The 15016-nt window shown below is 74.3% G+C and carries 14 protein-coding genes; 6 read left to right on the plus strand and 8 right to left on the minus strand.

Translation table 11 applies throughout. The features are described 5' to 3' along the window. Positions 1-320: 320 nt before the first annotated feature. Positions 321-2294 (minus strand): HelD family protein, encoded by a 1974-nt coding sequence (locus tag ACZ51S_RS32505; RefSeq protein WP_468480103.1) that lies wholly within the window; start codon positions 2292-2294, stop codon positions 321-323. A 412-nt stretch (positions 2295-2706) separates the two neighbouring features. On the opposite strand from ACZ51S_RS32505, the gene ACZ51S_RS32510 reads away from it, so the two are divergent. Continuing rightward, positions 2707-2895 carry a hypothetical protein gene (locus ACZ51S_RS32510; protein WP_388942305.1) on the plus strand — a complete coding sequence of 63 codons (189 nt, stop codon included), beginning with the start codon at positions 2707-2709 and terminating at the stop codon, positions 2893-2895. Between the two features lie 64 nt (positions 2896-2959). Beyond that, positions 2960-3781, plus strand: coding sequence for a glycosyltransferase family 87 protein (locus ACZ51S_RS32515; protein ID WP_468480098.1), 822 nt, complete (start codon positions 2960-2962; stop codon positions 3779-3781). On the opposite strand, the gene ACZ51S_RS32520 is transcribed toward ACZ51S_RS32515, so the two are convergent. After that, a complete protein-coding gene (locus ACZ51S_RS32520; protein ID WP_388942299.1) occupies positions 3747-5390 on the minus strand; it encodes a DNA repair helicase XPB in 1644 nt (547 codons plus the stop codon). The genes ACZ51S_RS32515 and ACZ51S_RS32520 overlap by 35 nt on opposite strands. Before the next feature lie 151 nt (positions 5391-5541). Between ACZ51S_RS32520 and ACZ51S_RS32525 the strand changes: the two genes are divergently transcribed. Further along, positions 5542-6009, plus strand: coding sequence for a GNAT family N-acetyltransferase (locus tag ACZ51S_RS32525; RefSeq protein WP_468886759.1), 468 nt, complete (start codon positions 5542-5544; stop codon positions 6007-6009). 33 nt (positions 6010-6042) lie between these two features. Here ACZ51S_RS32525 and ACZ51S_RS32530 read toward each other — a convergent pair whose 3' ends face one another. Together ACZ51S_RS32530 and ACZ51S_RS32535 are read right to left on the minus strand one after the other, a co-directional pair. Then, a complete protein-coding gene (locus ACZ51S_RS32530) occupies positions 6043-6783 on the minus strand; it encodes a DUF4291 domain-containing protein (protein WP_468962858.1) in 741 nt (246 codons plus the stop codon). A 57-nt stretch (positions 6784-6840) separates the two neighbouring features. Continuing rightward, positions 6841-9309, minus strand: coding sequence for a helicase-associated domain-containing protein (locus ACZ51S_RS32535; protein ID WP_468962860.1), 2469 nt, complete (start codon positions 9307-9309; stop codon positions 6841-6843). Between the two features lie 63 nt (positions 9310-9372). On the opposite strand from ACZ51S_RS32535, the gene ACZ51S_RS32540 reads away from it, so the two are divergent. After that, positions 9373-10326: a hypothetical protein gene (locus tag ACZ51S_RS32540; RefSeq protein ID WP_468886754.1), complete on the plus strand. Its 954-nt coding sequence runs from the start codon at positions 9373-9375 to the stop codon at positions 10324-10326. A 612-nt stretch (positions 10327-10938) separates the two neighbouring features. Here ACZ51S_RS32540 and ACZ51S_RS32545 read toward each other — a convergent pair. Next, on the minus strand, positions 10939-11364 hold the full coding sequence (locus ACZ51S_RS32545) for a DUF8189 domain-containing protein (protein WP_468962862.1): 426 nt from the start codon (positions 11362-11364) through the stop codon (positions 10939-10941). 522 nt (positions 11365-11886) lie between these two features. On the opposite strand from ACZ51S_RS32545, the gene ACZ51S_RS32550 reads away from it, so the two are divergent. Further along, positions 11887-12522 carry an HAD family hydrolase gene (locus ACZ51S_RS32550; RefSeq protein WP_388942279.1) on the plus strand — a complete coding sequence of 212 codons (636 nt, stop codon included), beginning with the start codon at positions 11887-11889 and terminating at the stop codon, positions 12520-12522. A 22-nt stretch (positions 12523-12544) separates the two neighbouring features. On the opposite strand, the gene ACZ51S_RS32555 is transcribed toward ACZ51S_RS32550, so the two are convergent. Then, on the minus strand, positions 12545-12799 hold the full coding sequence (locus ACZ51S_RS32555) for a hypothetical protein (RefSeq protein ID WP_344162807.1): 255 nt from the start codon (positions 12797-12799) through the stop codon (positions 12545-12547). 177 nt (positions 12800-12976) lie between these two features. Between ACZ51S_RS32555 and ACZ51S_RS32560 the strand changes: the two genes are divergently transcribed. Continuing rightward, positions 12977-13360 carry a cold-shock protein gene (locus ACZ51S_RS32560; RefSeq protein WP_030012939.1) on the plus strand — a complete coding sequence of 128 codons (384 nt, stop codon included), beginning with the start codon at positions 12977-12979 and terminating at the stop codon, positions 13358-13360. Positions 13361-13437: 77 nt separating this feature from the next. Here ACZ51S_RS32560 and ACZ51S_RS32565 read toward each other — a convergent pair whose 3' ends face one another. Together ACZ51S_RS32565 and ACZ51S_RS32570 are read right to left on the minus strand one after the other, a co-directional pair. Beyond that, positions 13438-14289: a 1,4-dihydroxy-6-naphthoate synthase gene (locus ACZ51S_RS32565; RefSeq protein WP_468480080.1), complete on the minus strand. Its 852-nt coding sequence runs from the start codon at positions 14287-14289 to the stop codon at positions 13438-13440. After that, positions 14276-15001 carry a futalosine hydrolase gene (locus ACZ51S_RS32570; protein ID WP_468480079.1) on the minus strand — a complete coding sequence of 242 codons (726 nt, stop codon included), beginning with the start codon at positions 14999-15001 and terminating at the stop codon, positions 14276-14278. Before ACZ51S_RS32570 ends, ACZ51S_RS32565 begins: the two co-directional genes overlap by 14 nt. Positions 15002-15016 lie beyond the last annotated feature (15 nt).

Raw genomic sequence — 15016 nt, forward strand, 5'->3', positions numbered from 1 at the left:
GGCGCCTGTTCCGGGTATGTCCTGCGGAGCGGTACCGCGCGCCGAATTCATCTCGTTTTAGCCCCGGACGACACCCCACCCCGTCCCCGCCCCCTTGCGTCCGTTGTCCGGCCGCCCGCCCGTGGTTTGCCCACGCAGGTGTGCTGCTCCAGCTTGGCCGGCAACTCCAGCCTCGCCGGCGTTTGAGGCGCGGGGGTCTGGGGGCTGGCCCCCGGGAAACGGTCCGCAGGCGGGCGGGCTGCGCAGGCACATCCAGCCTCGCCGGCGTTTGAGGCGCGGGGGCTGGGGGCGGAGCCCCCAGGAGGGGGCCGCGCGGCGCGTCAGGTCAGGGGCAGCGGCAGCGTCGTGGCGTGGACCGCCGTCAGGCCGGACACGGCCCGGGTGAGGCACACGTACAGCCGGCGCAGCCCGGTCCGTTCGTCCGGCTCGCCGTCGACGATCGCCGCCGGCTCGTCCAGGACCACGTAGTCGTACTCCAGGCCCTTCGCCAGCGACGCCGGGACCAGGGTGAGGCGGGACTCCGCCGTGGTTTCCTCGCCCGGGGAGAGGTACGGCAGGCCCGCCGCCGCGAGGGCCTCCGCCAGTACCGGGATCCGGGCGTCGGCCGCGATCAGGCCGATCGAGCCCTCGTGCGCGAGGGAGGCGCGGCAGGCGGCGATGACGTCCGCCGTCAGGTCGGTGGACGGGGTCACCTTCAGGGACCCCGGCGTCTCGCGGACCGAGGAGACCGGGGCCAGCCCCGGCGAGATCGAGGGCAGCAGCCGTGACGCGTACGCGATCACCTCGCGCGGCACGCGGAAGCCCGCCGTCAGCTCCTCCAGCACCGCTTCCGGCTTGCCCAGGTGCGTCAGCGCCTCCTCCCAGCTGCGCGTCGCCCATGGGGTGGTGCCCTGCGCGAGGTCGCCCAGTACCGTCGCCGAACCCGTCGTGCAGCGGCGGCCGACCGCCCGGTACTGCATCGGGGACAGGTCCTGCGCCTCGTCGAGGACGACGTGGCCGAGCGAGGGCGTCCGTTCCACCAGGTCCGCCGCCTCGTCGATCAGCACCAGGTCCGCCGCCGACCACTTCGCCGACTTCACGCTCCGGAAGGGCTTCGGCCACAGCAGCAGCTTCTGTTCGTCGGCCGTGAGGACGCCCTCGGCGTGCAGGGCCAGGAAGTCCGCGTCCGACAGCAGGCGCAGGACCAGCTTCGCCGGCTCGACCGCCGGCCAGACCGCCTTGACCGCGGCCTTCACGGCCGCGTTGCGGGCCACCGCGTCCTGCACCCGGTCGTCCGGCGCCTCGCCCGCCTGCTCCATGCGGACGAGGACCGCGTGCGCGATCCGCTGCGGCAGCGCGTCGCGGGCGGCGCCGTAGCGGATGTCGCGGTCCTGGAGCTCGGTCACGATCTCCTCCAGCTCGTACGCGGGCACCCGCCAGCGGCGCGAACCGCGGACCACCATCAGGGGCTCGGCGGGCGGGGTGACGTGCGAGCGGACGGCACGGCGCAGGACCTCCGCCATCCGGGCGTCGCCCTTGACCACCGCCGTGGCGGCGGAGTCGGTGCCGCGTACCTCCAGGCCGTCGCGGGCGACGAGGTCGTCGACGGTGGCCTGCTTGACCTCCAGCTCGCCCAGCGCCGGCAGGACCTGCTCGATGTAGTGCAGGAAGGAACGGTTCGGCCCGATGACGAGCGTGCCGGTGCGGGCCAGGCGCTCGCGGTGCGCGTAGAGGAGGTACGCGACCCGGTGCAGGCCGACGGCGGTCTTCCCGGTGCCGGGGCCGCCCTGGACGCAGACCGAGCCGGAGAGCCCCGAGCGGACGATCTCGTCCTGCTCGGGCTGGATCGTCGCGACGATGTCGCGCATGGGGCCCACGCGGGGCCGCTCGATCTCCTGCTGGAGCAGCTTGCTGACGGCCGGGGACTCGGCGGGGTCGCTGAGGTGCTCGTCCTCGTACGCGGTCAGTTCGCCGCCGGTGTAGCCGAAGCGGCGGCGCAGCACGACGTCCTGGGGGTCGGCCTTGGAGGCGCGGTAGAAGGGCTGGGAGACCGGCGCCCGCCAGTCGATCACCATCGGGTCGCCCTCGGCGTCGTGGACGTGGCGGCGGCCGATGTAGAACTGCTCGCCCTCAGCGCCCTCGGCGAGCTCCGCGCCCGGGGCGTGCAGGTAGTCGAGGCGGCCGAAGAACAGCGGGGTGTGGGCGAGGTCGGCGAGGGCCTTGATGCGGTCGTCGATCTGGGCCTGGAGGACGATGGCGTTGACCCAGTTCGCGGTGACGTCGCGGATGTCCAGGGCCTCGACGTCCTCGCGCATGGCGCGCAGCGCGGAGCGGGAGGCGGCCAGGTGGGCCCGTTCCCGGCCGAGGGGACCGGTGGTGTCGGGTGCGGTGGTGTCGGGGGCGTGCGCGGACACGGAAGGGCCTCCAGCTGCTGGTCTGTGCGGTACGGAAGCCCCCGGTTTCCGTCCGGAAGGCGGCTCTCCCCGCTGCGGCGGCGGGGGGCGGCAAGAGCGGAGAGTGTAGTCAGCCGGGCGGGGCGGCGCGAATGGATATCCGGGCCGGAAGCCCGGAGGGGGTGGGACCTCCGTACGGGTGTCATACCGGGGAGTGTCAGACCTCCGGCAGAGCCACTAGGGGATGCCATGGGCCGCGAGGAGGAGCCGGGAGAGCTGGGGATTCCATCCCGAGGGCGATGTGCGGGGAGGGGCGGAGAAGGACCATGGACACATGAGCACCGCAACCTTTGTCCCGGTCCAGGGCGGGCCCGGGGCCGGAGGCGCCACCGCCGCCTCCGGCCCCCGTCCCCGCCACCGCGTCGGCGATGTACTGCGCGCCGCCAAGGTCTTCGCCGCCGCCGCCGTGAGCGTCGCCGTCCTCGGTGAGTACGCCCATGACGCGGGCGTCATACGCCGCTGACGGATACGCAGGCTTTGGCCTGAACCCGGCGGCAACCGCACGTTGATCCACTAGGGTCACGCGCGTGACCCGCAGCCCCGATTCCGCTTCCTCTTCCTCACCGCTCGCGGGTGTGCTGGTCACAGGCCCGCTGCTCGCGCTGGGCGTCCTGTGCATCGCCCTGCGCGTCCCCGTCGCCGACGCCGTCCTCAGTGGCTTCTCCGCCGCCGAGTGGCATCCGCCCAGCGCCTATCCGCCGTTCGCCGCGATCCTCTTCACGCCCGCCGCCTGGCTGCCGGCGGGTGTGCTCAAGGCCGTCCTCGTCCTCGGGAACGCCGGCCTGCTCGCCCTGCTGGTCCTGCTGTCCTGCCGGCTCGCCTCGGTACGGGCCCGGCGGGGCCCCGTCCTGGCCGCCACCATCGCCGGGCTGTGGCTGGAGCCCCTGTTCCAGAGCCCGCTGCCCGCCCAGATCAACCTGGCGTTCGCCTGCCTCGCCGTCTGGGACCTCGGCCGGCCGCGCACCGCCCTCGGCAAGGGCTTCGCCCTGGGCATCGCCGCCGGGATCACCCTGACCCCGGCGCTCTTCATCCCGTACCTGCTGCTGACCCGGCGCGTCCGGGCCGCTCTGACCGCCCTGGCCGGTCTCGCCGGCACCGCCCTGCTCGGGCTGCTGGTGCTCCCGGAGGCCTCCGCCGACTTCTGGGCCCACCACGTCCCGCTGACCGGCCGGGCCCTGCTGCGGGAGTGGCCGCACCTGTGGGTGTGGGCCGTACCGGCCCTCACCGCCCTGACGGGCGCGGCCTGCCGACGCATCCGCCACCGCCCGGCGCGGGGCCGGATCCCCGCCCCGCGCCCGGCTCCGGAGGACCGGGTCAGTCGCTCGCCAGCAGCTCGTCCGCGTCCATGATCCGGTAGGCGTAGCCCTGTTCCGCCAGGAAGCGCTGGCGGTGCGCGGCGAAGTCCTGGTCGATCGTGTCGCGCGCGACGACCGAGTAGAACCGCGCCTCGTGCCCGTCCGCCTTCGGCCGCAGCACCCGGCCCAGGCGCTGCGCCTCCTCCTGACGGGAACCGAAGGTGCCGGACACCTGAATGGCGACGGTGGCCTCCGGCAGGTCGATCGAGAAGTTCGCGACCTTGGAGACGACCAGCACGCTGATCTCGCCCTCGCGGAAGGCGTTGAAGAGCTTCTCCCGCTGCGCGTTGGAGGTCTCGCCCTTGATGACGGGCGCGTCCAGGTGCTCGCCGAGCTCGTCGAGCTGGTCGATGTACTGCCCGATGACCAGCGTCTGCTCGCCCCGGTGCTTGCGCACCAGCGCCTCGGTGACCTTCCGCTTCGTCGCGGTCGTCGCGCAGAAGCGGTACTTCTCCTCCGTCTCGGCGGTCGCGTACGCGAGCCGCTCGGACTCGGTCAGATTGACGCGGACCTCGACGCAGTCGGCCGGCGCGATGTAGCCCTGCGCCTCGATCTCCTTCCACGGCGCGTCGAACCGCTTCGGCCCGATCAGCGAGAACACGTCGGACTCCCGCCCGTCCTCCCGCACCAGAGTGGCCGTCAGACCGAGCCGCCGGCGCGCCTGGAGGTCGGCGGTGAACTTGAACACCGGCGCCGGCAGCAGGTGCACCTCGTCGTAGAGGATCAGCCCCCAGTCCCGGGAGTCGAACAGCTCCAGGTGCGGGTAGACGCCCTTCCGCTTGGTCGTCAGCACCTGGTACGTGGCGATCGTGACGGGCCGGATCTCCTTGCGCGTACCGGAGTACTCGCCGATCTCCTCCTCCGTCAGCGAGGTGCGCCGCACCAGCTCGTGCTTCCACTGCCGCGCCGAGACGGTGTTGGTGACCAGGATCAGCGTCGTCGCCTTCGCCTTCGCCATCGCACCGGCACCGACCAGCGTCTTGCCCGCGCCGCACGGCAGGACGACCACCCCGGACCCGCCGTGCCAGAACCCCTCGACGGCCTGCGCCTGGTACGGGCGCAGCGCCCAGCCGTTCTCCTCCAGGTCGATCGGGTGCGCCTCGCCGTCCACGTACCCGGCGAGGTCCTCGGCGGGCCAGCCCAGCTTCAGCAGGGTCTGCTTGATCTGCCCGCGTTCCGACGGGTGCACCGCCACCGTGTCGGCGTCGAGCCGCGCCCCGACCAGCGGGGCGATCCGCTTCGAGCGCAGGATCTCCTCCAGCACGGGCCGGTCGGTGCTGGTCAGCACCAGCCCGTGGACGGGGTGCTTGGACAGGGTCAGGCGCCCGTAGCGGGCCATGGTCTCGGCGACGTCGACCAGCAGCGCGTGCGGGACGGGATAGCGGGAGTACTCGACGAGCGCGTCGACGACCTGCTCGGCGTCGTGCCCGGCGGCCCGGGCGTTCCACAGCCCGAGCGGGGTGATCCGGTAGGTGTGGATGTGCTCGGGCGCCCGCTCCAGCTCCGCGAAGGGGGCGATGGCGCGCCGCGCGGCCCCGGCGAGCTCGTGGTCGACCTCGAGAAGGAGGGTTTTGTCGCTCTGGACGATGAGAGGCCCGTTCACGCCTGTCCCTTTCCGGCGGGGTGGCGGCCGCCCGGGCGCGGGCGGCCAAACCTCCAGTCTGCCGTATCCCGCCCCGGGGTGGAGGGTCCCGCCGGCCCCTGCCGGGAAAACGCGCTGACGCGGCCCACCGGTGCCGCGTACGGTCCGGTCCATGAATGAAGATCAGCAGTCCTTCGTGCCCGACGGCTTCGACGTGCCGCGCACGCTCGCCTGCGACGGTTTCCGGCTGGAGCCGCTCGGGGCGGAGCACAACGCGCGGGACCTCGCCGCCTGGAGCGGGAGCATCGCGCACATCCGGGCCACGCCCGGCTTCGAGGGCCGCGCCTGGCCGCCGCCCGAGGGGATGTCCGTCGAGGCGAACCTGGCCGACCTGGAGCGGCACGCGCGGGACTTCGCGGAGCGGCGCGGGTTCACGTACAGCGTGCTGGAGGGCGCGGACGAGGTCATCGGGTGCCTCTACGTCTACCCCGCCAAGGAGGATCCCCGGCGGGTGCACGTCAGCTCCTGGGTACGGGCCGACCGCGCCCACCTGGACGCCCGCGTCCACGGGGCGGTGAGCGCCTGGCTGCGCGAGGCGTGGCCCTTCGACCCCGCGCTGGTGGACTACGCGCCCCGGTGAGCCGGGGGCGGCGCGGCGGGCCCCGGGGCTCCGCTACGCGCCCAGGTGGGGCAGCGGGCCCGCCGGGTAGGGGGTCTCGGCCGGAAGCAGCGCGCGGGCGGCCCCGGTGTCGCCCGCGCGGACCAGGGCGTGGATCTCCCGGGCCAGCGGGGTGACGTCGCGGATGGACACCGTCCACTCGTCGGCGTACGCCCGCGAAGCCCATCCGGACAGACCCAGTTGCAGGGACCGGTGGGGCAGCGCGTTCAGGTGCAGGTCCCGCTCCGGGTCCCACTGCACCCGGGCCGGGGAGCCGGCCAGGGACGCCCGCCACGCCTCGCGGTCCGCGTGGACGCCGGGCACGTAGTGGGAGAGGCAGGCGCGGGCGAGCGCCCGGTCGAAGCCCTCGCGGGTGACCTCCACCGCCAGGACGGTCTCCTGGTCGGCCTTCGTGGCCCAGCCGCAGCGGTACATCATCCACAGGAACGACGGCTTGATCCACGTCATCCGCTCCCGCTTCCACGCGGGCGGGAAGCGCCCGTCGCGGGCCGCGGGCACGCCGAGCCGCGGGGCGTAGGCCTGGTAGACGGTGACGGTGGCACCGGTGTGGGCGGCGCGGATCTGGTACCGGGGGACGGGCGACGGGGACGGGGCCGGGGACGCGCATCCCTGTGCGGGTGCGGGCGCGGGTGCGGGCGGGGAGGCGGACGCGGATCCCGGTGCGGACGCGGGTGCGGGCGGGGAGGCGGGACCCGGTGCGGACGCGGATCCCGCTTCGGGCAGTGCTTCGGGCATGGCGCCAGAGTGCCGGTCGGCCCCCGCCCCGGCCAGCGGTTTTCCCGCCGGCCGCGTCTAGACCTGGTCCTCCGCCAGCTCCGCCACCCCCGTGATGCGGTGCAGGGCGTACGTGCGGACCTCGTCCGCCGTGTGGTCGTAGCCCGTGACGAAGCCGCCCTCCACCCGCACCGGGGCGATGACCCGCTGGCTCGCCGCGCCGTCGGCGTTCACGTACCCGATCCACACCGCCGACCCCGTCAGCGCCGCCGCCTGCACCGTGGCCAGGGTCTCCGCCGCGCTCGTGCGCGGCAGTTCCCCCGGAGCGCCCGAGGAGGCGGCCGCCGGCTCCTTGCGGACCGCCGTCGCCGCCAGATCGCCCGCACGGATCGCCCGTACCGCCGCCCCCAGCAGCGTCGCGTCCGGCACCGGCGGCCCGTCCGGCACCGGCACCGGCGCCGAACGCGCCGGGGTGCGGTGCGCGTCGGCCCGCGACACCAGCACGTCACCGGTACGGGACTCCGCCGCCGGCGCGTACCCCATCGCCCGCAGCCCGTCGAGCAGCGCCGCCGGATCCGCCTGCGCCGCCAGCACCGTCGGAGCGAGCCGCCGCAGCCCCAGCGACGCCGACCGCTTGTCCGCGAGGATCTCCCCCAGCATCGCGTCGTCGTCGCACCGTACGTACGAGGACGCCGCCCCGACCCGCAGGTGCCCGTGCCGCCGCGCCACGTCGTCGATCAGGTACGCCAGCGGCTGCGGCACCGGCGTACGGCTGTGCTCGGTGAGGAAAGCGTGCAGGTCCGAGGCCGTCTGCCCGGCGTCCAGCGCCCGCCGCACCGAACCGGGCGTGAACCGGTACACCGTCGCCCCGCCCTTGGACTCCACGTCCGCGAGCACGGCCAGCATCTCCGCCAGCGGCCGCAGCAGCGGACCGGGAGCCACCGCCGTCAAGTCCGCCTGCAACAGCACGTGGTCCACCGGCTCCGGCAGCAGCGGCGCCAGCGGCCCCGCCGCATCACGGTGCTCCAGCAGCGCGCGGCCGAACACGCTGAGCGCACCCCGCCCGGTGACCCCCAGCACCTCGGCCTCGTGCAGCGTCCACCGCGCGAGCCGGGCCCGCAGATCGCCCGTACCGCGCGCCGGACGCTCCCACGCGAGCCGCTCCAGGACCGCCTCCGGGTCCGGCACCCCGCCCTCGGGCAGCTCCCCGATCAGCTCCAGGACCCGGCGGCGCACCTCCGGCGCCGCCGAACGGTCCAGGTCGGGGCCGAGCGCCGACAGGGAGCGCCCCTTGGCGTCCTGCTCCCCGACCAGCCCCGGCGTGCGGGTGGCCGGCAGCCAGGCCCGGGCCAGCGCCGCCCACCGCTCGGCGGGCGGCAGCTCGCGCCAGCCGTCGAACGCGGGCGTGGGCGCGTACCGCTCGTCGGCCTCGCCGTCGGTGGCCAGCAGCCCCGCCGCGTAGGCCAGTTCGATCCAGAACGCCGCCGCGCTCTCGGTGGTGTCCAGCGCGGCCGCCGTCCGCTTCAGGTCCCGTACGGCCAGCCCGCCCGCCCGCAGCACCAGCGGTCCGGCGTGCTCCCAGGACTTCACCAGCTCCTCGACGGTCGACAGCGCCGCCAGCGCCTGCCCCGCCGCGTTCGCGTCCACAAGCTGTGGACGGTGCTCCCGGTGCACGCCCACCGGCGGCGGGAGCGGAGCCGTCCGCCGGTGCGCGAGCCCGCCCCGCAGGTGCAGCGCGACCTCCCGGGGCAGTACGACCGTCCGCGGCGAAGCCGGCAGCAACAGTCCCCGGTCGCGCAGCCAGCGCACCGGCGGCGTCGGATTCGGGGTCACCTCTCCGTACGGCGGCCCCCACACGAGCCGCCCCAGCACCTGGTGCGCCTCCGCCGGAGCCTCGTCCAGCAGCGCCGACATCCGCTCCGGGTCGGTGAACAGCCCGGTCAGCGCGGACACCGCGGAGACCGGGTCGTGCGTCGCGGGCAGCCCGGCCGCCGCCACGATCTCCTGGATCCGGGTCGGCGACATCCCCGCCACCGCCTCCGCCACGGTCGGCCCCAGCCCCGTCGGCGAGGGCCGCTGCGCCGACGGGGCGAGCAGCTCCCGGGCGGTGCGGACCAGCCGCAGCCGGTCCTCGTCCCCCCACACCAGAGCCTGGTCGCGCAGGGTCCCCAGAGCCCGGGGGAGCGCGTCGCGGGCCTCGGTGTCCTCGCCGCCGGTCCCGGTCAGCAGCGACTCCAGCACCGGGTACGGGCACGGGTCCGGGGCGACCGCGAGGGCCTCCGCCGTCTGCAGCGCGAACCGGTCCAGACGGTCCAGGGCGCGCACCACGGAGGCGCGGGTGCCGGCGCGGGTGGCCAGCTGGGTGACGTCGCCGGGCACCGGGTTCAGCAGGTCGGGGCGGGCGTGCAGCAGGGCGGCGAGCGCCACGTCGTCGCGGGCGCGGAGCGCCTCGGCGAGGGAGCGCGGGGCGTTCGCCGCAGCGGTACTTGCCTCGGGCACGTTGGTCGCCTCCTGGTCACGCCGGCCGGACCGCCGTCCGGTCCCCATCCGGCCAACGGTATCCGCTGAGCCGTCGGCCGCTCCACGGACGCACGCGCTACCGTCGGGGGCGTGGGGATCGAGAGCGACCATCTGGTCTACGAATACCTGAGCCGCGTCGGGGACTTGGCGCAGCGCCGGCAGCTGTCGTCCGGAGACCGGATGCGGCTGGTCGCGGGGCTGCGGGACGAGATCGACCGCCGGCGCGCCCGATACGAACCGGACACCCCGGCGGCCGTACGCGGCATCCTGGACCGGATCGGCACGCCGGAGGAGGTCCTGGACGGGGTGACCTCCACCCGGTCCGCGCCTCCGGCGGCTCCGGGGGCTCCGGAGGCTCCCGCCGCTCCGGCCGCGGTTCCGGCGCAGCGCGGGCCGCAGAACGTCCCGCAGAACGTCCCGCCGCACCTGGCCGGCCTCGACGAACTCGGCTCCTCCGCCGAAGCCGAACCCGACTGGTGGAGCCTGTCCCCGGGCGCGCTGGGGGCGGGGCCGCAGGTGGAGGGCTTCGCGGGCGGCATCGAGTTCCCGGACCACTTCCGGGAGCGGGGGGACGAGGACGCGGAGAGGGAGGGGGCGGGGGCCGAGCCGGACTCCGCCGCGGGCCCGGGCGCGGCGGCGGGGGGCCTCGTACGGTTCCTGCGCGACCGGCGCCGGAAGAAGAAGGCCGCCGCCCCGGAGGGGGAACCGAGGCCCCGCCCCCACGCGTTCCTCCTGCTGGCGGCGGTAATGCTCCTCGCGGGGGCGCTCACCGCGTACTGGCCGCTGCTCGGCGCCGGCGCGCTGGTGGCGTACGCCTCGCGCGTGCTCGGACCCCGCGAGCGCAAGTGGGTCCTCCTCGGCCTGCCCGCCTCGGTCTTCGCCCTGGCCATGCTCTGGCTCTGGGGCCGCGCCTCCGGCCACTGGGGCACCCCGCTCCCCTCCGACCAGCTCGGGCCGGCCTTCCGCTCCCTCTGGCCCACCCTGGCCCGCACAGCGGCCGCCACCACGGCGGCGTACCTCCTGTGGCGCGCGCGACGACGGTAGGGGGTGGGGGTGGGGCGGGGTTTCGGGGGGCGGGGTTTCGGCGGGGCGGTGTCGGGGCTGGTTTGGGGGTTTCCCGTCAGTCCCATCGTCCTTCCGTGTCGTGCCGGTCCCTCAAGGGCGCTCACTGCGTTCGCGTCGCTTCGCGATGGCCTTCGGCCACCCTTGACCGACCGTCCCGCCCCGGAAAGACAAGGACTGCCGGGAAGCCCCCAAAGGAACGGTCACGGGGCAGGAGAAGGGGAGCGGGTCCCTCAGTGACGAGACGAGGGGCCGGGCGTCGGCCTGCTCCCGGATCCGGGCACGCCAGCCATCGAAATCCGAGCCAGGGGCCCACTACCCGCACCAGATGCCGACCAGAACAGCCAGGGAAGCGGATGGGCGCGTCAGATCGCTACGCGCTCCTCTCGGCATAGCGTCCGACGGCCGTCCGGGGCCGATACCCGCACCAAATGACGAGCAGGGCAGCATCCGGGACTGGTGGGCGCGACAGATCGCTACGCGCTTCTGCCCGGGAGGCGTCTGCGGCCTGCCTGTGGTGATGTGGACCGGCAGCGAGGTTCGTCAACGCCGCTTCCGCGTCAGATCAGGGCCGGGAGTGTGCACCTACGACGTTCACGGGCACAGCGGGCCGCCCGGCCTGTCGTTGCAGTTCATCAGCCAGTCGGTCCACGTGCCGTTGGCCCCCCGCAGACGGAACCAGACCTTGCCGTCCGCGCCGATGGCCGAAATGATGACGGGGTCGGTGCTGCGCTCCTGCCTGGGGGTGGCGGTGATGCGGCTCTTGACCCATCCGCCCATGGACACCCAGCCGTTCCAGGAGCCGCGACCCCAGTTCGTCCACACCGCGTGGTCGGTACCGACGACGAACTCCTGCACCGTCCCGTCGGCGAGTACCGTCCGCGAGACGCCGTACTCACAGATGTACGCACCTCCGTTCAGCTGGCACGTCGAGGCCTGGGCCGGCGCGGTCGACACCGCAAGGCCGGCCAGGGCGGTGACCGCGACGAGGGCGGCCTGCAGTCTTTTCGCTCTGAACAAGGGATGCTCCCGAGGAGGGTGGGGGGCTGTCATGTGCGGAATCGGGCGGGGTGCCGCCGATACCGGTCCCAGTGTCCGGTTCGCCGCTAACGGTCCGCTGACGTTCCTCGGCCGCCCAGCCGATCTGTCAGTAACAGCAGCGCTCAGTAGTCATCCCCGTCACCAACGCCAGCGCACGGGCAATGTCTTCGCCCTCGCCGCAGGCGTCTGCTGCTACGAGCGGCGCGTCCACCTCGCCACATGGGACATCGTCTGAGCCGGGAGGGGCGCGGAGCGATCCGGTGCGCGGGGGTGGACCGTTGAGGGCCCCTGGGGGCCCGGAAGTCCGGCCGGCCGGCGCCCGGCCCGTCGTCTCGTCACCCCAACGCGGCTGTGATGCCGTCCCGACGAAACTCCGGCCCCGCAGCCCCACCCCAGCGGAGAATCCACCACGCAGCAGACATTTCGCCAAATAAGGGCATCTGCTAAGCCAACCTCCGCTTAGCTTCCCTCAGTCCGGTGGAGCCTCGGCACAATGGCGCTATGACCTCCCACATCCCGCAGCAGCTCACCGTCGGCTTCGACCTCGACATGACGCTCATCGACTCCCGCCCCGGCATCAAGGCCGCCTACCAGGCGCTCTCCGCGAAGACCGGGGCGTACATCAACGCCGACGAGGCCATTACGCGCCTCGGGCCGCCGTTGGAGGAGGAGCTCGCGTACTGGTTCCCCGAGGAGGAGATACCGGCGATGCGGGACCTCTACCGGGAGCTCTACGTCGACCACGCCATCGAGCCGACGCCCGCGATGCCCGGCGCCCGCGAAGCGATCAAGGCCGTCCAGGCCCTCGGCGGACGGGCGATCGTCGTGACGGCCAAGAACGAGCCCAACGCCCGCCACCACCTGGAGCACCTGGGCATGGAGCCCGACGCCGTCATCGGCTGGCTCTGGGCCGAGGCCAAGGCCGGGGCGCTGCGCGAGTACGGCGCGCAAATCTACGTCGGCGACCACATCGGGGACGTGCGCGGCGCCCGCACGGCCGGCGCGCTGTCGGTGGTGGTGCCGACCGGCCCGTGCACGGAGTCGCAGCTGCGGGAGGCCGGTGCGGACGTGGTGCTGGGCGACCTCACCGCGCTGCCGCAGTGGCTCGCGGAGTACGAGCGGGCCCGGGCGGCCTGAGGCGCCGGGCGGCGGCGGCCCGTCAGGCGGCCTGCGAAGCGCGGGCCGCCCGGCGCTGGGCGGCGGCCGAGCGGAGTACGCCAGCCGCGGAGATGGCGAAGCCGACGCCCATGAGCATGCAGACGGCCCACGCGTACGACGGGAACGGGTCGGTGCCCAGGAACAGCGGGGCCATCGTCGCGAGGGTCGCCACGGCGCCCACGATGAACACGATGCCGCCGGCCTTGACCAGGCCGTCGCCGGGCCGCGCTTCGTCGGGATGAGGAGTAACAGTCACCCCACCAGGGTAGTTCCCTGGCCGAAGCGGTGGAGCGGGAAGGACCGGGGAACGTCTTGTCAGCGGTTTCTGGACCATTAGCCTGGAGGTGGCGGGTCGGAGGACCCGCTGTACTGCTATCCGGAGCCGTTCACGACGGCCGACCGGACCCGACGAGCACAAGGACAGAGGACGGACGTGCCTACCGGCAAGGTCAAGTGGTTCAACAGCGAGAAGGGCTTCGGCTTTCTCTCCCGTGATGACGGCGGCGACGTCTTCGTGCACTCGTCGGTGCTTCCGGCCGGGGTCGACGCCCTCAAGCCCGGGCAGCGGGTGGAATTCGGAGTGGTCGCGGGACAGCGCGGTGACCAGGCACTTTCGGTGACGGTGCTGGATCCGGCGCCTTCGGTCGCGGCCGCGCAGCGCCGCAAGCCCGATGAGCTCGCCTCCATCGTGCAGGACCTGACGACCCTGCTCGAGAACATCACCCCGATGCTGGAGCGCGGCCGCTACCCCGACAAGGTGCACGGCACGAAGATCGCCGGCCTGCTGCGCGCGGTGGCCGACCAGCTCGACGTCTGACCGGCTCGACGTCTGACCGTCGCGGAACCACGGTGCCCCGCCGCTCCCACCGAGCGGCGGGGCACCGGCGCGTCAGGTCACGGGAAGCGCAGCGCGTCCGCCGGGATGGCCGGTACCAGCCCCTCGGCGGCGGCCCTGGTGAGCAGCCCGCGGACGGCCGCGTACCCGGCGTCGCCGAGGTCGGCGGTGAACTCGTTGACGTACAGCCCGATGTGCTGGTCGGCGACCGCCGGGTCCAGCTCCTGCGCGTGGGCGCGTACGTACGGCCGTGAGGCCTCCGGGTCGTCCCACGCCATCCGCACCGACGTACGGGCCGCCTCGGCCAGCGCACGCAGCCTCTCCGCGCCCAGCGAGCGCTTGGCGATGATCGCGCCGAGCGGGATCGGCAGGCCGGTGGTGGACTCCCAGTGCTCGCCCATGTCGGCCAGCCGGTGCAGTCCGTAGTCCTGGTAGGTGAACCGGGCCTCGTGGATGACCAGCCCGGCGTCCACCCGCCCGTCGCGCACGGCCGGCATGATCTCGTGGAACGGCAGCACGACCACCTTGCCGACCCCGTCCGGCAGTACGTCCGCCGCCCACAGCCGGAAGAGCAGGTACGCGGTGGAGCGTTCGCTCGGCACCGCCACCGTGCCGGTGCCGAGGTCCACGCCGGGCCCGCGCGTCAGCACGAGGGGGCCGCAGCCGCGCCCCAGCGCCCCGCCGCAGGGCAGCAGCGCGTACTCCTCCAGCACCCAGGGCAGCACGGCGTACGACACCTTCAGCACGTCGAGCTCGCCGCGCTCGGCCATGCCGTTGGTGACGTCGATGTCGGCGAAGGTAACGTCGAGGGCGGGTGCGCCCGGGACGCGTCCGTGCGCCCAGGCGTCGAAGACGAAGGTGTCGTTCGGGCAGGGCGAGTAGGCGATCGCGAGCGGTTCAGCGGTGCTCATGGCGTTCTCCCCAATGGACGAGTACGGGTCCCAGCGCGCGGAATCCGGCGGTGAGGGCGTCCATCGCCTCCGCGATCCGCCAGGCGGCCCGGTCACGCGGTCCGACGGCGTTGGACACGGCGCGGATCTCCAGTACCGGCAGCCCGTGCGCGGCGGCGGCCTCCGCCACCCCGAAGCCCTCCATCGCCTCGGCCCCCGCGAGCGGGTGGCGGGCGGCGAGCTCGGCGGCGCGGGAGGCGCTGCCGGTGACGGTGGACACGGTCAGGACGGGCGCCAGCAGGGCCCCGGTGGCCTCGGCGGCGCGGGCGGCGAGCCCGGCGGGCGGCAGGTGCACGTTGCGGCCGAAGCCGAGCTCCTGCACCGGTAGGAAACCCTCGGGGGTCTCGGCGCCCAGGTCGGCGGCGACGAGCGCGTCGGCGACCACCAGCGAGCCGGGCGGGGCGGCGGGAGCGAACCCGCCGCCGATGCCGGCGGAGACGACGAGGGAGTAGTCGGCCAGCGCGAGCGCGGTGGCCGTGGCGGCCGCGGCGGCGGCCGGGCCGACACCGCCGACGAGGACGTCGGCCGCGAGGCCGGGCAGGTCCCGGCGGGTGATGGGGTACCCGCCGGGCAGGGTGCGCGGCTCGGGCGTGACCGGGTCCGGATGAGGGGTCAGGCCGGCGGCCACGGAGTCTGCCTCCGCGGCCACCGCGGTCACGATCAGCGCGCGCACGCCGCCGCCCGCCTT

Source organism: Streptomyces sp. NPDC034043 (assembly GCF_055575675.1).